The 26220-nt window shown below is 33.8% G+C and carries 26 protein-coding genes; 12 read left to right on the top strand and 14 right to left on the bottom strand.

Annotation, left to right across the window (positions count from 1 at the left end; genetic code table 11):
- Position 1: 1 nt before the first annotated feature.
- The 8 genes from AS161_RS07300 to AS161_RS07265 are packed head-to-tail and all read left to right on the top strand — an operon-like array spanning position 2 to position 10254.
- Entirely contained in the window at positions 2 to 298 is a 297-nt protein-coding gene (locus AS161_RS07300) for a YggT family protein (protein WP_011993344.1), read from the top strand.
- Positions 299 to 1090, top strand: a complete 792-nt coding sequence (locus tag AS161_RS07295; protein ID WP_011993345.1) for an NAD(+) kinase — start codon at positions 299 to 301, stop codon at positions 1088 to 1090. It abuts the gene before it with no gap.
- Positions 1091 to 1114: 24 nt separating this feature from the next.
- Positions 1115 to 1813 (top strand): phosphate uptake regulator PhoU, encoded by a 699-nt coding sequence (locus AS161_RS07290; protein WP_164542314.1) that lies wholly within the window; start codon positions 1115 to 1117, stop codon positions 1811 to 1813.
- A gap of 30 nt (positions 1814 to 1843) precedes the next feature.
- Positions 1844 to 5179 (top strand): LptF/LptG family permease, encoded by a 3336-nt coding sequence (locus tag AS161_RS07285; RefSeq protein ID WP_164542313.1) that lies wholly within the window; start codon positions 1844 to 1846, stop codon positions 5177 to 5179.
- A gap of 4 nt (positions 5180 to 5183) precedes the next feature.
- A complete protein-coding gene (gene tilS / locus AS161_RS07280) occupies positions 5184 to 6524 on the top strand; it encodes a tRNA lysidine(34) synthetase TilS (RefSeq protein ID WP_164542312.1) in 1341 nt (446 codons plus the stop codon).
- Positions 6514 to 8358: an ATP-dependent zinc metalloprotease FtsH gene (gene ftsH / locus AS161_RS07275; RefSeq protein ID WP_011993349.1), complete on the top strand. Its 1845-nt coding sequence runs from the start codon at positions 6514 to 6516 to the stop codon at positions 8356 to 8358. The genes tilS and ftsH overlap by 11 nt, the downstream gene beginning before the upstream one ends.
- Positions 8359 to 8410: 52 nt before the next feature.
- Positions 8411 to 8809: a hotdog domain-containing protein gene (locus tag AS161_RS07270; RefSeq protein WP_011993350.1), complete on the top strand. Its 399-nt coding sequence runs from the start codon at positions 8411 to 8413 to the stop codon at positions 8807 to 8809.
- 35 nt (positions 8810 to 8844) lie between these two features.
- Entirely contained in the window at positions 8845 to 10254 is a 1410-nt protein-coding gene (locus AS161_RS07265) for a radical SAM protein (RefSeq protein WP_011993351.1), read from the top strand.
- Here the strand turns inward: AS161_RS07265 and AS161_RS07260 are convergent.
- From AS161_RS07260 to AS161_RS07250, 3 genes are all read right to left on the bottom strand, one after another.
- Positions 10232 to 10918 carry a 16S rRNA (uracil(1498)-N(3))-methyltransferase gene (locus AS161_RS07260; protein WP_241241356.1) on the bottom strand — a complete coding sequence of 229 codons (687 nt, stop codon included), beginning with the start codon at positions 10916 to 10918 and terminating at the stop codon, positions 10232 to 10234. The genes AS161_RS07265 and AS161_RS07260 overlap by 23 nt on opposite strands.
- 92 nt (positions 10919 to 11010) lie before the next feature.
- Positions 11011 to 12120 carry a sn-glycerol-3-phosphate ABC transporter ATP-binding protein UgpC gene (gene ugpC, locus AS161_RS07255; RefSeq protein ID WP_164542310.1) on the bottom strand — a complete coding sequence of 370 codons (1110 nt, stop codon included), beginning with the start codon at positions 12118 to 12120 and terminating at the stop codon, positions 11011 to 11013.
- Between the two features lie 42 nt (positions 12121 to 12162).
- A complete protein-coding gene (locus tag AS161_RS07250; protein ID WP_164542309.1) occupies positions 12163 to 12426 on the bottom strand; it encodes a type II toxin-antitoxin system Phd/YefM family antitoxin in 264 nt (87 codons plus the stop codon).
- Positions 12427 to 12649: 223 nt separating this feature from the next.
- On the opposite strand from AS161_RS07250, the gene AS161_RS07245 reads away from it, so the two are divergent.
- The 3 genes from AS161_RS07245 to AS161_RS07235 are packed head-to-tail and all read left to right on the top strand — an operon-like array spanning position 12650 to position 15919.
- A complete protein-coding gene (locus tag AS161_RS07245; protein WP_164542308.1) occupies positions 12650 to 14098 on the top strand; it encodes a radical SAM protein in 1449 nt (482 codons plus the stop codon).
- A 32-nt stretch (positions 14099 to 14130) separates the two neighbouring features.
- On the top strand, positions 14131 to 14712 hold the full coding sequence (locus AS161_RS07240) for a TetR/AcrR family transcriptional regulator (protein WP_164542307.1): 582 nt from the start codon (positions 14131 to 14133) through the stop codon (positions 14710 to 14712).
- Positions 14713 to 14737: 25 nt separating this feature from the next.
- A complete protein-coding gene (locus AS161_RS07235; RefSeq protein ID WP_164542306.1) occupies positions 14738 to 15919 on the top strand; it encodes an MFS transporter in 1182 nt (393 codons plus the stop codon).
- Positions 15920 to 15997: 78 nt separating this feature from the next.
- On the opposite strand, the gene AS161_RS07230 is transcribed toward AS161_RS07235, so the two are convergent.
- The 3 genes from AS161_RS07230 to AS161_RS07220 all read right to left on the bottom strand — a co-directional run bounded on the left by AS161_RS07230 (position 15998) and on the right by AS161_RS07220 (position 18512).
- Positions 15998 to 16357 carry a S1 RNA-binding domain-containing protein gene (locus tag AS161_RS07230; protein WP_164542305.1) on the bottom strand — a complete coding sequence of 120 codons (360 nt, stop codon included), beginning with the start codon at positions 16355 to 16357 and terminating at the stop codon, positions 15998 to 16000.
- A gap of 49 nt (positions 16358 to 16406) precedes the next feature.
- Positions 16407 to 16619, bottom strand: a complete 213-nt coding sequence (rpmE, locus tag AS161_RS07225; protein WP_011993359.1) for a 50S ribosomal protein L31 — start codon at positions 16617 to 16619, stop codon at positions 16407 to 16409.
- Positions 16620 to 16697: 78 nt separating this feature from the next.
- Positions 16698 to 18512 carry a heme NO-binding domain-containing protein gene (locus tag AS161_RS07220; protein WP_164542304.1) on the bottom strand — a complete coding sequence of 605 codons (1815 nt, stop codon included), beginning with the start codon at positions 18510 to 18512 and terminating at the stop codon, positions 16698 to 16700.
- Between the two features lie 113 nt (positions 18513 to 18625).
- On the opposite strand from AS161_RS07220, the gene AS161_RS07215 reads away from it, so the two are divergent.
- On the top strand, positions 18626 to 19318 hold the full coding sequence (locus AS161_RS07215; protein WP_011993361.1) for a hypothetical protein: 693 nt from the start codon (positions 18626 to 18628) through the stop codon (positions 19316 to 19318).
- A gap of 63 nt (positions 19319 to 19381) precedes the next feature.
- Here the strand turns inward: AS161_RS07215 and AS161_RS07210 are convergent, their stop codons facing one another.
- From AS161_RS07210 to AS161_RS07175, 8 genes are read right to left on the bottom strand one after another with little or no spacing between them, the layout of a single operon-like run.
- Positions 19382 to 20737 (bottom strand): NCS2 family permease, encoded by a 1356-nt coding sequence (locus AS161_RS07210; protein ID WP_164542303.1) that lies wholly within the window; start codon positions 20735 to 20737, stop codon positions 19382 to 19384.
- A 50-nt stretch (positions 20738 to 20787) separates the two neighbouring features.
- Complete coding sequence (locus AS161_RS07205) at positions 20788 to 21006, bottom strand: hypothetical protein (protein ID WP_011993363.1); 219 nt, start codon at positions 21004 to 21006, stop codon at positions 20788 to 20790.
- A 17-nt stretch (positions 21007 to 21023) separates the two neighbouring features.
- A complete protein-coding gene (locus AS161_RS07200; protein WP_164542302.1) occupies positions 21024 to 22154 on the bottom strand; it encodes a DegT/DnrJ/EryC1/StrS family aminotransferase in 1131 nt (376 codons plus the stop codon).
- Positions 22155 to 22176: 22 nt separating this feature from the next.
- Positions 22177 to 23358, bottom strand: coding sequence for a hypothetical protein (locus tag AS161_RS07195; protein ID WP_241241355.1), 1182 nt, complete (start codon positions 23356 to 23358; stop codon positions 22177 to 22179).
- Entirely contained in the window at positions 23348 to 24025 is a 678-nt protein-coding gene (gene radC, locus AS161_RS07190; protein WP_164542301.1) for a DNA repair protein RadC, read from the bottom strand. Before radC ends, AS161_RS07195 begins: the two co-directional genes overlap by 11 nt.
- On the bottom strand, positions 24016 to 24585 hold the full coding sequence (locus AS161_RS07185) for a Maf family protein (protein ID WP_011993367.1): 570 nt from the start codon (positions 24583 to 24585) through the stop codon (positions 24016 to 24018). Before AS161_RS07185 ends, radC begins: the two co-directional genes overlap by 10 nt.
- A 28-nt stretch (positions 24586 to 24613) precedes the next feature.
- Entirely contained in the window at positions 24614 to 25558 is a 945-nt protein-coding gene (locus tag AS161_RS07180; protein ID WP_011993368.1) for a ribonuclease, read from the bottom strand.
- Between the two features lie 55 nt (positions 25559 to 25613).
- Positions 25614 to 26219: an MBL fold metallo-hydrolase gene (locus tag AS161_RS07175; RefSeq protein ID WP_011993369.1), complete on the bottom strand. Its 606-nt coding sequence runs from the start codon at positions 26217 to 26219 to the stop codon at positions 25614 to 25616.
- Position 26220: the final 1 nt, after the last annotated feature.

The raw sequence follows: 26220 nt of genomic DNA, 5'->3' as shown, positions 1-26220 counted from the left end.
TGTGTTTATACTTGGTAATCTTTTCTATGCGATGGGTTATGTTTTGAGAATATTTTTGAATTTTGAAATGACTGTTATAATTATTACCGCGATATTGAGTTGGATACCTAATATGTATTCTTTCAAATTTTATCATATATTGAGGGATATAGCTGAAATTGTGGAAAGACCTATCAGAAAATATATACCCCCGATAGGCTATATAGACATAACCCCTTTGATCGCAATTCTTATTTTGATTTTCCTAGACCAATTCATGGCTCAATCACTTATAGATTTAGGTTGGAGATTGAAATAAATGATTAAGTTAGGTATTTTTTATCGCGTAGATTACGTAGAAGCAGCGAAGTTTGTTCTTGAAAATATTGTAAAAAATTTTGAAGTAAAACACTTTACGGATTCCTCTTTGGATTTTGACGAGGAGAAGTTTTCCGTTGATGTGAACATCGTTGTTGGCGGTGATGGTACGGTTTTAAGGACTTTAAAGAAAGTAAATACTCCCGTTATAGGTGTAAAAGCAGGGAGATTAGGATTTTTCTCAGGATACTTGCTTAACGAAATTGACAAACTTATTCAAGATTTGAAAGATTGGAATTTTATTGAAGACAAACGCTGGACTCTTCGAATTGAAACAAAGAAAGGAACTTATTTTGCAATAAATGATGCTGTCATTCAAAAAGATGTATCTCAAAAAATTCTTGATTTGGATGTAAAAATTACAGACGGTACGTTTTATTATCACGCTGATGGATTGGTTATAAGTACTCCAACGGGTTCTTCAGCATATGCTCTCGCACTTGGTGGGCCTATTATGCTTCCAAATGTTGAGGCGTTTGAAATTACACCTATGGCACCACAATTTTTAGCAAATAGGAGTCTTGTAATTCCAAGTAACGAAAGGATTGCAGTAAGATCAAGTGAAGTTGCAAATTTGATAGTAGACGGGGATTTAGTTGAGCAGACAAATGAGTTTAGAATCAAAAAGTGTAATAGAACTGTGATTATTTTAAGGCCAAAATCATACGACTTTTCCACTTCGATAAAAGAAAAGATAGGTTACGGAAGAAAAATACTGAAAAATGGTTTGTGAAAATCAATCAAGAAGGTGAACGATGTGAAATGGCTTATTGAAACTAACATTAATGAAATGAAAAAAATTTTAACAAAAGAGGCATGGTACGTTGAAGATCTCCTTAGATTAACAATGGAAGCTTTTAAAGAACGCAATCTGGAATTAGCGAAAAAAGTTAAAAATCAGTATTGGGATATATATGAAGAGTACCTAAATATACTAAATTTTTCTCAAACAATTGTTGGGACATCTAACCCAAGCGGTTACGAACTGAGATTTATTTTTGGAAGTGTACTTGTCGCAAAAGTACTGTTGGATATAAGTTCAAGGCTTAAAGACATCGCTGAGGATATAGAAAATTTGGTAAAAGAGCCGGAGCTTAATCAAAGCATCATGCTTCCTGAAATGTTTTCATTCGCTCAGAAAATGCTAAGAAAAGCATTGAGAATATATGTTGATCAGAATACCGAGGGTGCTTATGGAATATGTAACCAAGATGAGGTCATGGATAAAATGTTTGAAAAATTCCAAGAAGATATAACAACAATCATACAAAATAATCCAAGGTTGATCAAGAGAGGTTTAATTTTGCTAGATATTTCAAAAGTCTTAGAAGAAATTTCAGATTTTGCTGTTCAGATTATAGAGATTACTTTTTACATTTTGACCGGTGATTATTACACATGCCACCATGACGAATTACAACAATTTTCTGTTGATAACTTTAAAAGTGAAAATTGAAAAATAAAAATATACATTGGGGTGAATAGGTTGAAGACTCTGACAAGATATGTTTTAAAGCAAGCATTGAAACCATTTTTTATGGGACTCGCTGGTTTTATTGTGTTTGTCAGCGTAGAATGGCTTTATCAAATTTCAGATTACATAATTAGAAATAGAGTTGGAATAGATAAATTACTACTATTTGTAATGTACAACATACCTTACTTTACATTTCTCGGTATCCCTGTTGGGGTACTTTTTTCAATATTCTGGGTTATAAGCGATATGTACAACAACAGAGAAATTACTGCTTTATTGGTTCACGGTGTTTCGGCTAAGCATTTAGTTACACCGTTTATCATTCTTGCACTAATCTTAGGCTTTTTCTCCTGGTTGCTTGGTGATTACGTTGTTCCAACCGCCAATTACAAATCTTCACAGATACTCAATCAATATATATTTCAATCACCCGAAAGTGTTGTAAAGACTAATATGCTTGTAGAATTAGAAAAGGATGTTTATTTTTATGTTAAAGAACACAACAAAGCTAAAGGCGAACTTTACGATGTGGTCTTATTTAGAAATGAAGAGGGAAACGAGCAGATTCTTACAGCTAAAAAAGTTATAAAAAGGAAAGACGGTTGGTTTTTAATAGATGGATCGATGTATATAGTGGAGTTGGAGACAGGATTTCTCAAATTAGACATGCAATTTAAGGAAATGAAATTGGATGTTGCGGGCGAAATTGAAGAAATGCTGAGGGCTTACAAAACTACAAGGGATAAAACTTCAAAAGAGCTAAGAGAACAACTTCAAACGTACAAGAAATTAGGTATAAATGCTTCGAATTTGATTGTTGAACTTAACCAACGTTACGCAAATGCTCTTGGAGCTTTGGTTATAGTTTTGATAGGTCTTCCTGTTTCACTGTTGTTTGGTTTTATTAGCAGGGCTTGGAGCATTATTCTTACGTTTCTTACAATTGTACTGTATCAAGGTTCAGGCGCATGGTTGTCTGGTATGGGAAAGGAAGGGTTAATGGATCCGATGCTTGCAACGTGGCTCCCAAATATCGTATTTTCCGTTGTGGGGGTTATTATGTATATTTTTGTTGATACTCCAATAGCTTTTAAAGTGAGGGAATTTTTGTCAAGATTGTTTTTGTTTGTCCTAGTAATAACGGCTTTTTTCAGTTTTACTAATTCCGTTGGTTTTTCAGAAAGTCTTGTAAAAGTTAACTCTTTGGATGCCTATTTTTCAGAAGATGCTGTTAAATTTAAAGGAGATGTTTCTTTTTCTTGGGATAATTACAAACTTCTTTGTGATGAAGCAACAGCGACAATTATTGACGGTAAGATAAAGACAATACAAGCTGCTGGTGAAATAAAATTTTACGATAAAGATATGGTGTACACTGCTAAAAGTTTTAAATACGATTTTGAAAGCGAAAGAGTGTTGATAGTCAAAGCTAAGGTTGTCTACAATTATAACTATAACAACAAAAAAATCCCGGTTTATGTTTACAGTTCTGAAATAAATTATGAAGCTACATCAACATTGACCCAACTTGAAGACTCCTATTTAACCACTTGTAATTTGGAAGAACCGCATTATATGATTCTTTCCTCAGATGTATATGTACTTGAAAGTAAGTACATAGTTGCTAAAAATTCGTTTTTAGTAATTTTGGGTGCTCCCATTTTCCCGTATCCTCTTTATATAATGAACCTTGATGGTGTTCCTCCATACTCTTTTTCAATTACATTCGGAAATACTTTAGTTGTATCTCAGTCATTCAATTTTGCTGTAAATAAATGGGCAGTAAAATTATCATTTGGAACAGAAGGAGTTACATTTGAAACTCAAAACACGCAGAGTAAATCAGATAAAATATTTTACAATCAATCCAAGGATAGTTTTGAACTTATGCTATCACCTTTTATTTACAGGTATTCAAAGGGGAATATTTATTATAAATACGATGGACCTATATACGTTGAGGGCACGTACATCAATGATAATAATTTTTACCACAAACTTGGTCTCAACTATCAAAATCAAAATGTCTATTTTAGACCTTATATTATGTACGATAAAAAACTAACCGATACTTTAATTGTTTTAAATGGTGGAATAAAGAACTTATCTTTTGATATTCTTCCAGAAAATAGCTTGAAAGTTAATTCCGTTGACAGTACTTATAGAATGCAATACGATGGATACTTATTCGAACCGGAAAAAGATTGGAAAACTTTTAATCAAACTATTTACAATTTTAGTTTGGCGAACAAAGTTATTAACTATAACATTTCAGCAAATGGATCAGTGTACAATAACATCGAAAACAGAAATATTACTTACACATACCAATTGCCTTGGAATTGGAAGTTGGATAATTTTTCACTAAATTTCAACTATACTTTCACGCTGAAAAATGTGTACAATTATTCTAATAACACTTCAAAGCAATCATTGGGTGCATCTGATAAGTATAACGTTACAGGAATGTACAATATTGGTCCACTTAAAACTTCGCTTTCTTGGGAGCAAGTTTACAATTACCTCGATGAACCAACATCTACAGATAGGAATTTATTAAAGTTTACACTTGAAGCTAACTCATCAAATCTTACACTTTCGACGTCAAGAAGTATCGATTTGATAAAAAATAATCAGCTACCTGATACTTTGACAGTAAAGTACAACCAAACAATTGGAGATTTCAATATTGGTGGTTCTCTATCCACAACGTATGATAACACTTTGCGCAAACTTGGTAATGAGAACATCACACTTGAAATGCGTTACACCCCATTCTCATTAAGGTACGCTTTGCAATTTATTATTAGACCGGGGATGTCTTTAGACAATTATGTACATGTCATAAATTATGGTAATCTAAATGCTACCATATACCAACAAAACGATTATATAAAAAACATTGTTGCTTCAGGTTCTTTTAATCTTTTTGATTATACAGCAACGCTGAGAGCAAATTACAATAAAACTTCAAAAGAAGCTACTCCGACGTGGAATTTTACATATGCAATGGAAAAAAAGAACGAAAAATATGTTCTATCTTATAATACAGATAATAAAAATACCTATAAATTAGAAATGGACTTAAAGAATCTTGACCCAAATATCAAACTCAGCGTTACATTTAATCCCTCAACAATGTCATTTGATTATTTCTCATTCAACTTTGATAAATCATTGCATTGTTGGAGATTAAATGCTGGAATTGATTTTAAAAATAGAAATTCTCCGAACATTTTTGATAATATTGATAAGATTTATTTTAAATTTTACTTGACCGATATACCAGATAAATTTTTCCAATTTGATCCGAAGAATGGTCAGTTTAATTTTAATGGGATGTGAGACGTTGGCTTTAGATACACAAGATGAATTTTTTAAAAAGTTTGTAAATTTTATAAGAGAGTATGTTCCTAATTGTTCATCGGTTCTCCTTGCGGTCTCAGGTGGAGTAGATTCTATTGTCATGTTAGATCTTTTCAACAGAGCAAAGGACGAGTTATTAATAAACATTGGAGTTGCTACTTTCAACCATAAGTTGAGAACTGAAGCGGATGATGAGGTGATTTTTGTTCAAAAATTTTGTGAAGGATTGGGAATTCCATTTTTTCCAGGTGAAGCTGATGTAAAAATGTATTGCGAGCAAAATAAGTTATCAATAGAAGAAGGCGCACGGATTTTAAGGTATGAATTTCTGAAACGTACTGCTAAAGAAAATGGATACAGCTTTATAGCCACGGCACATAACGCCAACGATCTTTTAGAAACAATAATACTTAGGCAAATAAAAGGCACTGGACCTTTTGGTTTGGCGGCTATAAAGCCTATAAATGGTATATTTATAAGACCACTTATCTTTTTCACACGTAAAGAGATAGAAGAATATGCCAAAGAAAGAAAACTTGAGTATGTTATCGATAGGACGAATTTTGATATTGAGTACAACCGAAATTTTGTAAGGCACAAAATAGTCCCCCTCTTAAAAGAGATTAATCCTTCTGTTGAAAGTGCTTATTTAAAGCTGGCAAAAAATATCTGGGAACTTGATAGTTATGTAGATAGAGCTATTGGTATTGATAAGAGTAATCTTGAAAAAATCGGAAACAATTTTATTTTTAAACTGGTAAATGATGAGTACCTTCAGATTGAACAAATTAGAAGGTATTCTTTGTTGTTATTTGGTAAACCATTAGATTACGAAAAACTTGAACGATTTAAAAAAGCAAGAAGCTCTGGAAAACCGTCTTATAAAATATCTTTTTGGGGAGCACTTGGAATTGAGATTTCTTATGGGTGGTGTATGATGGGAGATATAGTAAATTATCCGGTTTTTGAAAAGATTGTATGCTTTGATGGAAGCAAAGAGTTTGAGCTAATAGAAGCAAACGGTTACTTTATAAAATTTGCAAAGTATGATATAATTAATAAAAAAGAGCATACAAATGTGTGTTTTAAGGTTCGCAATTGGAGAGATGGTGATAGGTTGTTGAGTGGTAAAAAAGTTAAAGAATTATTTTCAGAGAGGAAAGTTCCAACGTTTTTAAGAAAGTTGATACCGCTTGTGTTTTTATCCGAAAGCGAGCAAGATAGTAAAGTTATTTACATACCGTTTTTGTATGAAGCAAAAAGCTATCTAAATGATATTGGTGTTTTTATAAAAACGAAAGGAGGTTTTCATTTTGAATCGTAACATTGGATCGGTAATTTTTCTAATACTAATTGCACTCTCTTTATTTTGGATTTACGAAGGTTTTATAAATTCTAAGGGTGCAATAGAGCTTAACATGAGTTACAGTGACTTTATAAAACGAGTCAGTAACAGTGAAACGGATATAGCTGAAGTGGTTATAAAAGATGATGGTAATCTGAGTATAAAGACAAAGCAAGGAAGATCGTATTCTGTTTATGCTCCTTGGTTTAGATACGATATAGAGACAATTAACAAGCTTGTTGAATATGGAATAGTGATTCAAGGTGAAAGAGTTACAGATAGCAGTTTTTGGGTAAATGTTATTGGAAATATCGCGATTTTTATAGTTACTCTATTACTTTTTGCGTTTATAATTCGCGGTCTTGGACGTGGAAATAACCAGGCATTTACCTTCACAAAAAGTAGGGCGGAGAAGGTCAATCCTAATAAAATAAAAGTAACATTTAAGGATGTAGCTGGTGTAGATGAGGCTGTTGAAGAACTCAAAGAAACCGTTGAGTTTTTGAAAAATCCTGGAAAATTTACAAAAATTGGGGCAAGAATGCCGAAAGGTATTTTACTCGTTGGACCTCCGGGTACTGGTAAGACATTACTTGCACGTGCTGTTGCTGGAGAAGCAAACGTTCCTTTCTTCCACATAAGTGGTTCTGATTTTGTTGAATTGTTTGTCGGTGTTGGTGCGGCAAGGGTAAGAGATTTATTTGAGCAAGCGAAGGCTAATTCTCCTTGTATAGTTTTTATAGATGAAATTGACGCTGTTGGTAGGCATAGAGGTGCAGGTCTTGGCGGAGGTCATGATGAAAGGGAACAAACCCTAAACCAATTGTTAGTTGAAATGGATGGTTTTGACGTTAATCAAGCTATTGTAGTAATGGCCGCAACGAATAGGCCAGATATACTTGATCCTGCACTGTTAAGACCTGGAAGGTTTGATAAGAAAGTTGTTGTTGATCCACCAGATGTAAAAGGAAGAGAAGCTATATTGAAAATACATTTAAGAAATAAACCTATAGATAAAGATGTTGATGTCTCTGTACTTGCTAAACGCACAACGGGATTTGTTGGCGCTGATCTTGAAAATTTGGTAAACGAAGCAGCATTGTTAGCCGCAAGAGATGGTAGAAATGTCATTAAGATGAACGATTTTGAGGAAGCAATAGATAGGGTTATAGCCGGACCTGCTAGAAAATCGAGAGTTATCTCCGAAAAGCAGAAGAAGATAGTTGCTTATCATGAAGTAGGACATGCGATAATAAGCTCTTCATTACCAAATTCAGATCCTGTTCACAGAATATCAATAACACCACGTGGTTACGCAGCTCTTGGATACACATTACATTTACCTGCTGAAGACAAGTACTTAGTTAGTAAAAACGAACTACTCGATAATATAACGACACTTTTAGGTGGTAGAGCAGCTGAAGAGCTAGTTTTTGGCGATTTTACAAGTGGGGCAGCAAACGATATTGAAAGAGCTACCGAAATAGCAAGAAAGATGGTTTGTGAATATGGAATGAGTGATAATTTTGGACCTTTAGCTTGGGGTAAGACGGAACAAGAAGTATTCCTTGGCAAAGAATTGACAAGGATAAGAAATTACAGTGAAGAAGTTGCTAAAATGATAGACCACGAGATTCAAAATATCATAAAATCTTGCTATGAGCGTGCAATGGATATTTTAACTAAGAATAGGGAAAAAATGGAACAAATAGTTGCAGTTTTGTTGGAACGTGAAGTAATGAGTGGTGAAGAACTAAGAGCAATGCTTAATGGGAACGAAAGTGGATTAGACACTAATTTACAAGAAGCGTAAAGAAACTTACAAATTTTTTCACGATTTTCTTACAGGGAATGGGGGGAACATTGTGGAAGAATTAAGCAGAATTTTAGGATTGAGCAAATCTGTAGAAGTTATTCCAGATGAATCAATGGTATGGGACGAAGATGAAGAATTATCTCATTTACATCTGCTTTCAACTTCTGGATTAATCAAAGAAATAAATCTTGTTACCGGAGAATTTTTAAATCAGTTTCTTGAAGAGGAAAATGTATCAGTTGTGAACTACAACGAAATAATTCATTTGAAACCTGTTGTTATTGGCGAAAGACTAATTGTTGGTATTAGAGTTACAGAGGTTGTAAATAACATCGTTACTTTTAAGGTGATTGTTATGAGAGAAACAGAAAAAATAGCAGAAGGTACTGTAAAAAGAGTTGTCGTTTCTAAAAATTACCTTAGGAGAAAAGCCCTTGAACAGATTTGAAATTCAATGAATTTTTGGGAGGATTTGAGTATTTAATGAGAAAACCAAGAGACGCGGAATCATTTAGAGAATACGAATACATTTTGAAATTCAAAAAATCAGAAAAAATTTTAAAAGATATTTCAGGCAACCTTCCCAAGGTTGCCTTTATTTTCCCAAACAATTACGAAATTGCAAGTGGTTCACTTGCTTGGAGTTGGATTCAACAGCTTTTGTCTCAGCAGGGAATAGGTGTGGAACGTTTTTTCTATGAAAAATGGTTTAAGAAATTTTATTCTTTAGAATCTCAGATACCTATCGATGAATTTCCTGTGTGGTTAATTACTTTCCAATTTGAAAATGATTTACTAAATATAGCCGATATACTTATAAAAAAAGGTATACCACTGAAGGCTAATGAAAGAAACGAATATCACCCACTTATAATAATAGGTGGACCAACTACACTTTTCAATTACAAAATTGTCGAAGAAATCGCCGACTTGGTGTTCATAGGTGACATAGAATGTTCGATAACTCAATTTTCAGAAGCGCTTAAATATTATATTGATAGTCGTTTAGTTGATAAATTCTTGGATGTTAATGAGATTTACTCAAAGAAATTTGGTAAGATTAAATTTTCAAAATGTTTTGGCACCCTTTTCCCAGTTCCACACTCACATTATGTTAGTAGCATGTCATCGTTTAAGAACAAAATGCTTATCGAAATTGGAAGAGGGTGTATTTGGAGATGTGCATTTTGCGTTACAGGATACACAAAGAAACCCGTAAAATTTGCAAAGATAGACGACATTGTAGAAATCTTTGAAAAATACAAAAACAATGAAATTGAGTATGGATTAATAAGTGCTACCATTACAGATTACCCGTATCTTGATGAACTACTCGATTATGTCGAGAAGAATAAAGTAAAATTTTCTGTTTCTTCCATGAGAATAGACAAAGTTAACGAAAGATTGTTGAGGGTTCTTAAGGAGACAAACCAATACTCATTTACAGTTGCACCAGAAGGTATATCTCAAAAAATAAGAGATGTTATGATGAAAGATATGTCGACTGATGATATAATAAACGGACTAATTTTAGGTAGAAAAGTTGGATTTGATAGTGTAAAGCTTTACTACATAATAGGGCTTGAAGAAGAAGATGAGAAAGATTACAATGATTTTTTTGAATTTATTAAAGAAGTACAAAAAATGGGGTATAAGAACATAACATTAAGTATAAACCCTCTTGTACCAAAACCAATGACACCATTTGAAAAAAGAAATATGATTTCAAAAAAAGAGTATGAAAATAGAATGTTAAAAATCAAGAAAAGCCTTCCAAAAAATGTTAAGGCAGATTTTGAAAGCTATAAGGAAAGTTTTATACAGTACGAAATAGCGTATTTGAGTGGCGAAGATGTGATTTATTACATAGCTAAATTTTTCCCAATTTCATAGCAAAAAAACCGGTTGAGAGTATTATAGCTGTTTCGAATCTCAATATCTTTTTTCCTAAACAGATACTTTTGAATTTGCTTTTAAGCAATTTTAATTCGCTTTTTGAAAATCCTCCTTCAGGTCCAGCTATTATACCAACACTCTTGGATATTCTCTTTGGAATTTTTCTTCCTTTAAAATCTAAGATATATGTACTCTCCGGTGCTAGAGAGAAAATATCTAAAAATTCTATGGGTTTTATTGTTGGAAAGTGGTACCTAACACATTGTTTTGATGCTTCCCTTACAATAAGCTCAAGCTTGTCTTGCTTATCGTCGTAATGTCGTGAAGCCCTTTCATTGTTGAAGACGTATATCTCATCTACACCCAATTCGACGGCTTTTTCAATAGTCCATCTAAGCCTTTCCCATCTACCTGAAGGGGCGAAGAGTACAAGTTTATTGTTTGTGATTTCAATGAATTCATAAGATAGAACATTACCGTATGCTTCATTTTTTCCAATAGATTTTAGTATAACTTTATATTTTCCACCGTTTCCGTCTGTTGCTTCGATTATTTCACCTTCTTTTAGCCTCATTACTTTCATATGTGTAACTTCATGCTCATCGAAATAAACGGAGTCATTCTTAGGAATGCAAAAATATATATTTGGCAAAGATAACACCCCCATTTTTTAATTGCTTATTTAGAAAACCACCGCCCTATTTAGGGCGGTGATTAGGTTTTCTAAACTCTCTAATTAAATTTCAAATTTAATTACCAGTGGAGTAATTCTTTTTCTGTTTCTTTATCGAACACATGCATTGTTGTCATGTCGAAAACGAGGTCTATCTTCTGGCCTTCCTTTGCCTGGCTCTTTGCGTTAACTCTTGCTACAAGCCTATCCTCACCAGCAACAACGTGTAGTAATGTTTCACTACCAAGTGGTTCAACAACATCAACGGTAACTTCAGCGGTATTTTCTGGTTTTGGCGCGATTGCGAACATTTTGTCGTATATATTTTCTGGCCTTATACCAAATATTATATCTTTATCAACATATTTTGAAAGTTTTTCTTCGTATTCTGCTGGAACTTTCAATTTTAATCCGCTTGTCTTTATCCAAAGACCACCTTCACCCTTGATTATCTTTCCATTAATAAAGTTCATAGATGGACTACCGATGAATCCTGCAACAAAAATATTCGCTGGTCTATTGTAAACTTCGTATGGACTGCCAATTTGTTGGATTACACCGTCTTTCATGATAACAATCTTGTCTGCCATTGTCATAGCTTCAACTTGGTCGTGTGTAACGTAAACGATTGTTGCTTCTAGTCTTGCGTGTAACTTCTTAAGCTCAGCCCTCATTTGAACACGAAGCTTTGCGTCGAGGTTTGAAAGTGGCTCGTCAAATAGGAAAACTTTAGGATGTCTAACGATGGCTCTTCCCACGGCGACTCTTTGCCTCTGACCACCGGAAAGTTGCCTTGGCTTTCTGTCTAACAAATGCTCAATCTCAAGAATTTTTGCGGCTTCTCTGACTCTTTTTTCTATCTCATCTTTTGGAACTTTTCTAAGTTTAAGACCAAAAGCCATATTTTCGTAAACAGTCATATGTGGATAAAGTGCGTAGTTTTGGAAAACGAATGCGATATCCCTATCTTTTGGCTCAACATCGTTTACAACCCTTCCATCGATCTTGATTTCACCTTTCGTAATTTCTTCAAGTCCTGCAATCATTCTTAGTGTAGTTGTTTTTCCACAACCAGATGGACCAAGCAATACGACAAATTCCTTATCTTCGACTGTAAAATTTGCATCTTTAACTGCTTCAACCTTGCCTTCGTATATCTTCCACACATGTTCAAGTACAACCTGAGCCATAGACTTAACCTCCTTTTTTTATTAACAGTATGACATAATTATTTATTCTTTTTTCTCATTATTATCAAATATATCTTCAAGCTTGAGATCTTTAAAAACAGAAGGATCTCCAACATCAAGAAGATAAAGATCCCAAACCTTATCGATGAAATCTAGTATTTTGTTGTATTTATCATAATTGATGATAACTGCTGCGGGTTTACCATTTTTTGTAATTACTACATCCAAATTTTCCGAAATTTCAACAACTTCTGAAAACTTCGCCTTTGCATCAGCAAGTGAATAAAAGTCTGTTTTAAATCTCATATGTTTACCTCCTTGACTACAATTATAGTCAAATTTATCTAAAAAAGCAAACACGAACATAAAAAGTTACCTAGAAGTTACATTTTTGAAATACATATAAGGTTTATCAGGTGTAAAATTTGACTGAACGGTCAATAAATAGATATTTGAGATTTAGACTAATATAGTGAAATCATGCAATACTGTTAAATAAAACTTAATTAGAATCTAGAGGAGGGGTATTATGGCAGTTGGTGGATTAAAAGGTATGGTTTATCATCAAGCTGGAAAACTTGTTTCGTCTGTTATCAGAAAGGCAGATACTCAAACATTTGCAAAACTTTTATTCACAATCTCAGCTCTTAGTAAAGAACCAGCAAAAAGTGGTTTGAAAAAACTTGGACTCATGGCTCAAGAGGAGCATCCAATGATTAAAAAGTGGATTGAGATTTTCCAAAAGTCTTCTCCACAAGCTGTCGAAAAGATTATCAATAATCTTATAATTAACGAATTTGCTATTGGTGAACCACAAAGACAAAAGATGATGCATGAACACAAGGTTGTTCTCCCAAAATTAGGAGTCATAAGCCCAACTTACGCATGTAATCTTAATTGTATAGGATGCTATGCGGGACTTTATGGAAGAAAATACGAATTAACAAAAGACGAAGTAAGAAGTGTTTTAAAACAAGGTGAGGAACTTGGTATTTACTTCTGGGTTATCACCGGTGGAGAACCATTCTACTGGCCACACCTTTTGGAAATACTTGAAGAGTTTAACGAACATTACTTCATGATTTACTCGAATGGTATACTAATAACAGAGGAAAAAGCTAAAAAACTTGCAGAGCTTGGCAATGCGACAATTTCAATTTCTGTTGAAGGATTTGAGTCTGAAACTGATTGGCGACGTGGTCATGGAGTTTTTAAAGCTATTCAGAACACATGGGAAAGATTGAGAAGATACGGTGTGCCATTTGGAGCAAGTGTTACTGCAACAAGGATGAACCACGATATAATTATGAAAGATGAGTTCTGGAATTTCTTAGAACAAAACGGGGTTGAGTACGTTTGGATTTATCAATTTATGCCTGTAGGTCAGGATCCTGTAATGGATCTTGTTCCAACACCTCAGCAGAGATACGAAAGATTCTTCAAAACTGATGAGATGAGACTCAGTGGAAGATTTGCTTTTGTTGCCGACTTCTGGAACCATGGTTTCTTGACTCATGGTTGTCTCTCGGCGGGTGCGAAATATTTCCACGTCAATGCAAAAGGTTATGTTGAACCATGTGTTTTCCAACAATTTGCAGTGGATAGTATAAGGGAAAAAACATTGCTTGAAATATTCAAATCACCATTCTTTGAATCTTACAAGAGAGCAATTCCATTCTCTAATAACCTTTTCAGGCCATGTCCAATTATCGATAATCCAAAAGTATTCAGAGCAATGGTAAAGAACTTTAATGCTATACCACAACACGAAGGTTCTGAAAAGACTATCACCGATCTTGCGCCCGCAATTGATAAACTTGCCGAAGAATGGAAACAATATGCAGATAAACTATGGTATGAATATGGTTACGTTGAAAGATATCCTGTAAATAGAGGAATTTATAACTATGAGACAAGAATGAAGAGATATGCCAATAGAGAAGAAGCACTTAAAGTTGATAAAAAACTTAATGTTTAATTATTGTCAGAGACTTATAGGGGGAAATTAATTTGAGTGAAAGAATCCGCGAAAGTAACAAAACTAAGGAAAAAATTATAGGTGCTGCACGTAAATTATTTTCTGAGAAAGGGTTTGATGGTGTTAGTATGGAGGACATTGCGCAAGCCTCTGGCGTGCGCAAGTCCCTTATTTATTATTATTTTCCAAGCAAGGAGATCCTCTTTGAAGAAATCTGGATTAATGTTATAGATGAACTTGAAAAAGAGGTTTTCTCGGAAGTAGATAATGAAAGTAGTATATCAAGAGCTATAAAAAGATTGATAAAAAAGTATGTCGAATTCGCTATGAACAAGGAGGAAATAAGTAAACTAATAGCAAGGGAAAGACTGAATGTGCTTGAAAGTGAAAATGGACTTCATAATGCAAAAAGTAGGTATGAAAGACTTTTACAAAGAGTGGAGAAAATCTTTGAAAGGGGTAAAAACGAGAATGTTTTGAATGATATAGAACCATCAACAGCTACAGAGATTATATCTTCAGTTGATGCTGTACCAAGAAGGGGTTTACTTAAGAGTATCGAAGAATTTCTAATTAAGGTCATTTTGAAAGATAAACCTGAACCTCAAAAGTGATCGTGTTAAGCGAGGTGAAATTTAATTGCAAGATGCGAAAAATATGAAGAAAAAAGCTTTATATTTTATTGTACTAATGGGTTTTGTAAGTCTTTTCAGTGATATAACTTACGAAGGAGCAAGAAGTTTAGTAGGACCTTATCTGGGACTTTTGGGTGCGTCAGCGGTAGTTGTTAGCGCAATTGCCGGTTTGGGTGAGTTATTGGGGTACACTCTCCGTTTTGTTACTGGAAAGCTCGTTGACAAAACTAAAAAATATTGGTTTTTTGCCATTCTTGGTTACTCAATTAATTTGTTAGTTATCCCAACTTTGGCTTGGACAAAACATTGGATACTTGCCGCAATACTTGTTATTCTTGAAAGAGTTGGTAAAGCTTTAAGAAAACCCGCAAAAGATACCATAACGTCTTTTGCAAGTAGTCAAGTTGGTTATGGTACAGGTTTTGCCATTGAGGAATTCATGGATCAAATAGGAGCCACAATAGGCCCTCTTTTCATGAGTTTAACTATCGCAAATAACATAAAACTCGAAACTGTTGATGCTTATAGGAAGGCTTTTGCGTTTCTTGTTTTTCCTGCTGTTATAACAATAGGTATAATTTTTATCGCAAGAGTGCTCGTACCAAATCCGGAAAAAATGGAAAAAGCTAAAGAAACGATTAAAGATGTAAAACTCGACAGGACATTTTATTTGTACTTAGCTGGTATATCTCTTATCGCTTTTGGCTTTGCGGATTTTGCATTGATTGGTTTTCATGCTCAAAAGCTAAATCTTCTTTCACCTGCGATGATTCCAATAGCATACATGATTGCCATGATTGTCGATGCGTTTGCAGCGCTTTTCTTTGGAAAATTATTTGATAGATTAGGAATAGGTGTTTTAGCTATCTCAACATTTATTTCTGCATTTTACGGGATTTTTTCTTTTGGAAATAGTGGGACCTTTATTATGGTTGGTTCGATACTGTGGGGTATCGGTATGGGCGCTCAGGAATCTATTATGAAAGCAGCCGTTGCAAAACTTGTTGAAAAAGAAAAAAGGGCAACTGCATATGGATTTTTCAACGCAGTGTTTGGAATTGCTTGGTTTGTAGGTAGTGCATTGCTTGGAATTTTGTACAGTATAAGTATAAAAAGTTTAATTGCCGTTTCCATTATTTCTGAAATTGCAGCTGTAATTATTTTCTTAACGATTAGAAAAAGTTAACGTTTAAAAATAATTAAAATATACAAAAAAACAAAGGGGATGATAAACATCCCCTTTTATTTTTTGCATTATAAATTTTTATCTTCTCTTTGTAACGCCTTGTTTCTTATCCAATCTCTTTTTGTATTCAGAATATGTCTTTTGGCTATCTTTAAGGAATTTGGCAAGCTTCTTTTCGAATTCTTCCTTTTTTGCCTCTGCTTGGTCTTCCTGTGTTTCTTCTTTGAGTGACAATTCCCACTTGCCGTCTCTACCTTTTCCAATTACTTTTGCTTCGATATCTTGACCAACTTTCAAGAAATCTTCCACTTTTTGAACGTACTGGTTTGAAATTTTTGAAATATGGATAAAGCCTTTTTCCCCATTTTCTAATTCGATGTTTGCTCCGAATTTGAGTACTTCTGTTACTTTACCTTTTACTACTTGACCAACTTCCATAAAATATAACCCTCCTGAAAATTTAGATTGAAAGATACGTGTTTAAAAATTAATACTTGCCTTCAAACTTTTTCTTAAACTTCTGTACGCGTCCTTCAGTATCTACAATCAGGCTAGCACCTCCACTTCCTTTGTAAAGTGGATGGCAATTTGAACACACATCGATCTTAAGTTGTTCTTTCGTTGTCCAAATCTTGTGTTCTGCACCACATGCACATCTGACTGTTAAAAGTCTCATTTCTGGGTGTATACCTTTTTTCAACGTGCGTCACCTCTCCTTGAATTTTTGTCCGTTTTAATCACGTTATATGATACCACTTTTTTATAATTTTTTCAAGTCTTATATTTTTACTTCCTTGAAATTCTCTTGTATCGTGTTGAGAAGACTAATTGTTTGCTTAACGTTAGCAAAGACGTTATTTAGTTCATCTAAAAATCTTTGAATTGATGCGCTTATCTCTTCAGCTGTTGCCGAACTTTCTTCAGAAATTGCAAGTAGGTTTTGAATACTTGTTGTTATTGCTTCCAGTTTTTGCGTTTCGTTGTTTAAAGAATTTACCAAATCATTTAGTTGATTTGTGATATGGGAGATTATATCGCTTGATTCTTTACTCTTTGTTGCACTATCCGAAAGGTTTTTAGCTTGTTCTTTCAGTTCCTCATAACCTTTTACGACACTTTGGCTTAGTTTATCAATACCGTTTGAAATTGTCCCTAAGAATTGCGATATTTTTACGGCAGATGCTTTGCTTTCTTCAGCCAACTTCCTTATTTCATCTGCAACAACTGCAAACCCTCTTCCAGCTTCCCCACTTCTTGCAGCTTCAATTGCAGCGTTAAGCGCTAACAAATTTGTTTGTTCTGCAATGCTCATCACTGTATTTGCGATATCCATAATTGCGCTTGCTTGAGTTCTAAGCTGTTCGCTTTCTGTTGCAATATTCTCAAATTCTTTACTCATTGCGTTCATACCTGAGGCAGAAAGCTCTACGCTCTTAGCAGCTGTGATTATTTTTTCAACAGCGACGTTTAAATCATGAATAATTTGATTTTGTTGACCTATTGTTCTTGAGATAGTTTCGACATTCGATGAGACCGCTTCTGATATTCGTTCGGCATCGTTACTAATTTGAACGGCTGTATCGGCAACTTGACTTGATAATTCTTTCATTGTATCAATCTGTTCTTGTACTACACTGGACGATTCCAATGTTTTCTTTGCGAACGCCATAATTTCTTCTGTGTCACCTTGGAGAGAAATTAAAAATTCTCTCAATTCATAGATAGCTTCAATATGTTCTTTTGATACTTCCTCGAATGATTTTTCTCCACCAATAACAAGTAAATTATTAAAATCTTTGTTTTTGTAAACCTTTGCAATATCCTTTGTCGCACTCAAACCTTTCTTAAAATCAACCAAACCGAAAGAAACTCCAACCAAAATCGCTAAACCTACGGCGATGGAACCAAACAATGGGCCAAATAAAGATGTGAATAGCCAAGACAAAACGAAAGTCAAAATTGGGAATGTTACAGTATATGTTTCAACCAAAGATTTTAGCAAACCAAAAGAGAAGATTTTGTACGATTTTAAATTTACTTTCTTTCCGTAAGGTTTTGTTGAAATGATTTTAACTTCTATAAAAGAACCAGAATCCGTTTTTCCTTGGTTTAGTACTTCGATTTTCAATGGATCATTGAAAAATTCAGATGCACCTTTAAGTAATCCCATAAAGTAATACCTAAAATCCCTTCTTGACTCATAGCGAACAATTGCAGTTTTTTCATCTATGTAGTTAAAGATTATTCTTGGTGGCTTCGCACCGGTTATTCGCCTTGTGAGAGCTCTATGTACACTATCCATAGCACTTAAAAACGACATACAACCTTCTTTTTTAAAGTAATTTGGATAGAAAGAATGAAATGAGCGGATATTGTGATAACCGGTTTCTTCCCATAATTCTTCGTATTTTTTCCCAACTTTCTGTGCAAGCTTTTCTGAAAATCTTACAACAAGTTCGTCTGGTACATCATTTGTTGGGATTAATAGTTTTGTTCTGTCGATATTGAATTCCTGAACTAAATTATCAACAATCGATTCTCCATAAATTTTTTTCCACGTGGATAACCAGATATTCATAACGAAACTCTTCATTAAAAATACACCTCCCACATTTTACTATAGCATTTTAATACTGTAATGGTATAATATATTATATCACAAAAGTCTCTATTTATAAATTCAATTTTTATTTGGAGGGATTTTATATGTGTAGAATGGCTGGTTTTAGTTTTGATGATAATCAAAATATATCTGAAATTTTTGAGTTTGTCAAATCTATGGCACTTAACGGTATGGAGGCACCACATAACGATGGTTGGGGATGTTTCTGTAAAAATGATGTTAATCATATTTTGTACAAGTCACTCAGACCAATATACGAAGATTCATATAACATAAATAAAATAACTGAAGAAAAATTTAAATTAGGTTTAATTCACGCAAGGCTTGCTTCGAAAGGTCTTCCAAAGACAACATTGCAGCTTCATCCATTTTACATAAACGGGAGATATTTTGCGCACAACGGCACAATAAAAAGCGCAAGAAGAGAAAATATTTACGAGAGTGATACTTACGAATATTTTGAAAATATCGTCAATTTTAATTCGATTGGTCAACTTGTTCAGAATATCTTGAAATATTCTAAAATAAATGAGTTTAGTGGTATGAATTTTATTATGGTTGATGAAAAAGAAAACGCTTTATACGTATGTTGTCTTTACACAGACACATCAAGAAATAAAGAGTATTTTACGTTGCACTATTACTATAACAAGTCTGATAAGAAGTTCATCGTTTATTCAGAAAAGTTCTCTGATGAATTCCAACCAATGAAAAATGGTGAAATAATTAAGGTCATCGATGGTATCATAGTGGAAAAGTTTTTTGTTAATATTTAAAATTAAATTGTATAAAAAAGCGGTCCAATAAAAACTTTGGACCGCTTTTATTTTTTGATTATTTTATTCTCTAAAGAATGTGAGGTAAGCTATGAAGAGTAAGGCAAGGACCCATGTGAACCAGTGAACTTCTTTTCTCTTTCCCGAAAAGGTTTTAACGATTGGGTATGTTATTATTCCTAATGCTATACCGTTTGCTATTGAGTAAGTGAAGGGGATCATAGTGAGTGTGACAAACGCGGGTACCGCATCTGTTATATCATCCCATTTTATAGACATTAAGCTCTTAATCATTAAGACGCCGACGAATATAAGTGCTGGTGCTGTGGCAGCCGATGGGATTGTTAACGCTAATGGTGAGAAGAACAACATCGCTAACATTAAAAGTGCAACTACGACAGCTGTTAAACCTGTTCGCCCACCTGCTGCGATACCGGTACTGCTTTCAATATACGTTGTTACAGTTGATGTACCAAACAAGGCACCAACAACTGTTCCAATAGCATCCGCTAAATAGGCTGGTTTTGCTCTTTCAAGTTCGCCTTTTTTCTTTGTAAATCCAGCGCTTTCAGCTAATCCTGTAAGTGTACCTAAAGTATCGAAGAAATCAACAAAGAAGAATGTTGCAACAACTACCCAAAATGCACCCGAAAGAAGTGTTTTTGAATCGAATTGTATTTTGAAAAACGTTGGAGATATATCGGGAATTTTCCCTATTATCCCTTGATAATGTGTGACGTTAAACACAGGGAATGTTCCAATTATAGTTGTCAATATTATTCCAAGAAGTATGGAACCTGGTACTTGTAATGCGAATAAAACAACGGTTATGAAAAATCCAATTATTGCAAGCAAGGTATCTGGCTTGTTTATATGTCCAAGTGTAACTGCTGTTATTGGATCTGGCATGACTATACCAGCATTTTTCAATCCAATCAAAGCAATAAACAAACCAATTCCAGCACCTGTTGCTGCTTTAACTGGTTGTGGTACCGCTGTCGCTACGAAACTTCTTGCGCCAGTGAGAGTTAATATAACAAATATCAAACCTTCAATAAACACAGCTGTAAGTGCTAATTGCCATGGTATTCCAAGTTTTAAACATACTGTGTAAGTGAAATAGGCGTTAAGTCCCATACCGGGAGCCAAGGCGAATGGGTAATTTGCAAATAATCCCATTATGAGTGTTGCTGTTGCGCCACCAAGAATGGTAGCAACCATGAAAGCCCCGTAGTATGAGTTGTAGAGTGATTGGTCGATAATCTTCCCGGTTTGGTCAAAAATACCAGGAACTGCTTGAACTAATATAGACGGGTTTACGAAAACGATGTAAGCCATCGTTAGAAAGGTTGTGATACCTGCAATAACCTCCTTACGGACTGTGGAACCTGACTGTGAGATACCGAAGTACCTATCCATACTTTATCACTCCCCCCACGAAATGTTCGGTAAAAATTGATGGATATTTTTTATTTTAGCTTTATCTTTGTTCTATTTTCAAATTCAACAACTGTGCCATCGACTATGATATGATCTATGTCTGTGCCTTCCACCATTTGTATAATGGCGTCTTCAAGGTCTTTTTTCTCTTTGTTTAATTCTTTTATTGTATCTTTAACTCTTAAATATCTTCTCACGAAATTTTCAAGCGCTTGAAGTAATTGTTCATTTTGTATATCGTTATCCATATGAAAGACCTCCTAGTTTATAGTGATTCTTTAATTTTTTCAACAACCTCTTTTATCTCTTCGTTTCTTAGCTCTGGGAAAATTGGTAAAGCAAGCGTTGTTTTTGATAAACTTTCTGCAACAGGGAAATCGCCTTCTTTGTAACCATACTCTGAAAAACACTTTTGTAAGTGTAGTGGTAATGGATAATATAAAGCTGTCCCTATTCCACTTTCTTCTAAATGCTCCTTAACTCTATTTCGTGTTTCTTCATTTTCAAACTCAACAACGTATTGGTGGTATACATGATTGCGATATCCAGTCTCTACAACTTTTGGATATTTCACTGGAAGTTTATAATCTTCAAATAATCTTTGGTATTCCTTTGCAATTTCTATTCTTCTTGTCGTCCATTCGTCTAAGTACTTAAGTTTAACAGATAATATTGCAGCGTGAATTGAATCAATTCGCGAATTGTACCCTACCATTTCGTGATAGTACTTTTTCTTTGAGCCGTGTTGTCTAAGCATTCTGCATTTTTCTGCTAATTCATCATTGTTTGTTACTATCATCCCGGCATCGCCGTATGCTCCAAGGTTTTTGGTTGGAAAGAACGAAAAAATACCAATATCACCGATTGTTCCAGATTTTAAAATTTTATTGCCGATTTTTCCCTCACTTCCTACGGATTGCGCCGAATCTTCTAATATTTTAACATGATACTTTTCTTTTAGGAAGAGTAGATTTTCAAAATCAACTGACCTACCAAAAAGATGGACTGGTATAACAATTCTTATTTTTTCTCTTTTCAACACATCTTCAACTTGATTCAAATCTATGTTGTAAGTTTCCTTATCTACATCAACAAAGACTGGTACTCCACCATTCCTAACTATGCACGATGCAGTAGCGAAGAATGTGTATGGTGTTGTGATTACCTTCTCACCTTTTTCTATACCGATAGAATGTAGTGCAATAACCAAGGCATCGCTGCCGTTAGCAACTCCAATTGCGTGTTTAACATTTAAATACATAGCAAATTCACTTTCAAATTCGCTAACTGCAGGTCCAAGTATAACTTTCCCACTTAATAAGACATCATCAATCGCTTTGAGTATTTCTTCACGTAAATTTTCATATTGCCTTGTCATATCGAAAAGTGGAATCATATAACTTTAGCCTCCTTAAACCTTATTTGTAATTGATTTTACAATGCTTTTCAGAAAAAACTAAACGTACGAATTCGTACTTTCTGTAATTTACATATACATCGTAACCGGTGTTTTTCTGCAAGAAATCAATAATTGATGGATTTTCCTGTTTTAAAGGAGTAAAACCATTTGGAATAGATATGAACTGTTCGATACCTATTTTTGGTTGTTTCAGTGGTTTTGTATATATAGCATAAAATCCAACTTGGGACTCGAACATTTTAAAATATTCTTTTGCTACGGTAATATTTCCCTCGTTGAAGTGATAAAATCCCAAAAATAGTTTGAATTCGGGTGATTTTTCGAATTTTCTAAGATTTTGAATCTCTATTTTATAACCTGCTAAATATTTTCTAGCAGCAGCAATTAGTTGACCATAAATACACCATTCAGGTGGTGTAACAGTCTCTCCTCGCAAATAAGCTCTATGTGTATTGATACATGTGTGAGACAAATTGGGAATTTCTTTTGTACTATCTACATAAACATTTAGTAAGAGTATTAAAGTCGCGAATATTCTTTCTCTGACTGCTTGAATTATATCTTGTTCGGTGGCTTGGTTAACGAAAAGTTTGTGTATTAAATTCCAAAATTCAGATTTTTTGGACAATATTTGCAATATTTTATCCATACCATCGGCTGAGCCCTTTAACATTTCTCTTTCCAGAAGTAAGAGCAAAGGATACAAAGAATCTGGATTTTTTTTCAAAAGCAAAACAGCGTTTTTTGATATGTCTTCGCCAGAGTACATTTCTGCTAATAATTTATTGTACTCCGCCTCAATGCCTCCAGCTTGGCTAAATGAAGCAATCGAATTTTTTATGTTTCCATTGAGGAGATTTATCAACCCCTCGAATATGTTTTTTCGGTTAATGTTATTTGTTCTTTGTTGAAATATACGTAAGGTTTTTTCGATTGAGTCGATACTTGCGTCGTAATCATGGGAATTTATATCGTATAGTGTTAAACTTTCTTCCTCTGTAATATGAGCACTTACTGTTAGATTTTCCTTGAGACGTTTTATAGCCTCTTCATCATATTTTGTTTCTTTTGCATCTTTTGGTTTATCTTTGAGTAAACCTTTTTTCTTAAGGTCTTTTTCTAGTTCCGCTTTCAACTTCATTATATTTTCTAACTTTTCATTTTCATTATCAAACATCATCCCACCCTATTTCTTTACATTTTTGTCTTAGACTGTAAAATGTTTGACCAATTATGACATGGTCATGGAGGTTTATTCCCAATAATTCACCCGCTTTCTTAATCTTTTTAGTTAATTCTATATCGTCTTTGCTTGGCGTTGGATCTCCAGAAGGGTGATTATGCGCAAGTATTATACCTGTGGAACTTCGCAAAATCGCTTCTCTGAAAATATCCCTTGGGTGTGCCATTGAAGAGTTTATAGTGCCTTTAGATACATCTTTGCTTCCAATTACTTTTAATTTTGTATCTAAGAATATAACTCTTACTATTTCTTGGGGATAACTTTGCATATCTATACAATATTGAAAAACATTTTCAGGTGAAGTCAATTTTGGGTCTAAGATAACTGTTTCTTCCTTAACTAATCTTTTAGCGAGTTCTAAAGCTGCCATAAGAGTTACTATTTTCACATCTCCAAGTCCTTTAATACTTTTGAAATCATCAAATGTTGCTCTTGACATTTTGTATAAACTTCCACCAAATTTATTGAATAATTCTTTTGAAGTTTCTAATACATCTTTTCCGTTTGTTCCTGTTCTGAGCAGAATAGCTATTAATTCACTTGTTTCAAGAGCTTCACTGCCTTCTTTTAATAACTTTTCCCTTGGACCGTATTCTATTGGCATGTTTTACCCACTATCCCCCTATCGAAGAGAATTTTCCAAAGCTTAGGTAAAGGTAATCCAACAACGTTTGTGTAATCACCTATGATTTTTTCAACAAAAACACCGCCTAATCCTTGAATACCGTACGCTCCAGCTTTGTCGAGTGGCTCTCCAGTGGATATGTAATATTCTATCTCGCTATCTTCGAGTTTTCTAAACTTAACTTTTGTCATTTCATAAAATAATATTTCTTCGCTCTTTATTTTAACACAAACACCTGTAAAAACTTTATGCCATTTTCCCGAAAGTTCTTTAAGCATTTCAAAAGCTTCTTTTGAGTTTTTTGGTTTCCCAAAAATTTTTTTACTGGTACAAACTAGTGTATCTGCCGATATGATTGTATCATCTGCTTTAGCTTTTATAGCGTTCGCTTTTTTTAAAGCAAGTTCGATAACGATATCTTCAGGATTGGTTGAGTTTATTTCGCTTTCGTCAATTTCTGGGGAAATGGCAACGAAATCTATTTTAAATGTTTTTAATAGTTCTATCCTTCTTTGGGATGATGAACCGAGAATTATCAACTATGATACCTCCTATACTTGATAATTTTCACAATTTTAATTCGTACCATATGTTTTTTATGTTAATTTCGTATTCTTTAAACCTGTCCATTGAACATACGACTCCTTTATATTCTTTCGCGAGGTTTATAATTAACTCATCGGCGGGTGAATGGTAATAAGTTTTCTTGTAGTTGAAGTATTTTGTGTGAAATTTGTATTTCGCGTTCTCATCAAAAACAATGTAAAATGGAAAATAGACTTTATCAAGTTTAGCAATAAGTTCAAGCAATGAATCTATTTTTTCAGGACCTTTTATATTTTTAGACATAAGTATGTTGTTTCCATCTATTATAACAGGTATGGTATTTTCCTTAGAGGATAAAACCTTCCAAACATATGGATGGAGTCTTGCTTTTAAGCTTTTGGACTCAATAGGATTTAAATATTTAATGAAATCCCGCATCCATAAATATTCTTCAAGCGTTTCGGGAGTTATTGAAATAGCTTTTTGGATGATATCTTTTATAAATGTATCGTTTTGTGCACTCTCGAGTGCGTACAATTGGACGAAATTTTCTAAGTTTAATTCTTTCAACTTTTTCTTTTGTTTCACTAGGAAGTCTTTATAGTTTTTTATGTTATCAGTTGGGAATGGATACAAAGAAGGCTTTGCCCAAAAAAGTATCTCGAAGAGCACATATCTGGAAATTTTATTTTTTTCAAATTCAATTATTTTATTTTCAATGCTCTCATTAATGTTAAAAAGACTATGCAGTAAAAAAGAAAAAGTCAGAGGATTTATCTTCTTTAAATCCGCTTTCTCTGGTCTTTCAAAGTTTCTAATTAATACTCCTATCTTTTGCTGGTTCATGCTCTTGTATTCTTTAAGTATATCCAATATAACTCTTCTTTTAACTTCGAGGGATTTGATGCGTTCGAGATACTCTTGACTGTATATATCCACATACTTATTGTTATCTAGTTTAGCCACATAAAGCCCCCTAATTTCTAAATTATTTTAGTTAGTTTTGATTAGCTTTGATTTATCAAAAAGATTTGAAGAATGGATTAATTTCAAATAATCTCTTTATTGTCGTTTGGTTTTCATGACCAGGACAGATTTTCCAGTCATCAGGAAAAGTTTTAAAAATTCTCCTTAAATTTTCTATCGTTTTTTTCATTTCTTCACGCATTTTTTTGGCTTTTTCCTTATCTATATAAAGATCCACTCTTCCTATAGTATCTGAAAAAACAACATCTCCGGTGAATAAATGTCCATTTATGATAATTATTCGAGAGCCCGCAGTGTGACCGGGTGCTAAAATTGTCTCGAAGTACTCATCGATATTATACCATTTATAATCTATACTGAAAATCTCGTCGAAAAATATAGAAAGGTTTAAAGATGGATTTGATAGGCATTCGCTATCTTCAGGCGATATGTATATTTTTCCCACATTTATTTCCTTTAATCCAGCGATATGGTCGTAATGACCATGTGTAATTATAACATCGTAAGTTTTTGTTTTATCAACATAGTTACCAATTCCTTTTCCTGGATCTACTATGTAATCTATACCATTAATTGTAAAAGAATAGCTGTTTGTTTGTAATTCACCAGATGTTTTGAACACTTTAAGATTTTCAATCATA

The organism is Fervidobacterium sp. 2310opik-2 (assembly GCF_011057735.1).
In the GTDB taxonomy this organism is placed as follows: domain Bacteria; phylum Thermotogota; class Thermotogae; order Thermotogales; family Fervidobacteriaceae; genus Fervidobacterium; species Fervidobacterium nodosum.
Note: the sequence above shows the minus strand (reverse complement) of the source record. Positions and strands in the feature narration are given on the sequence as shown.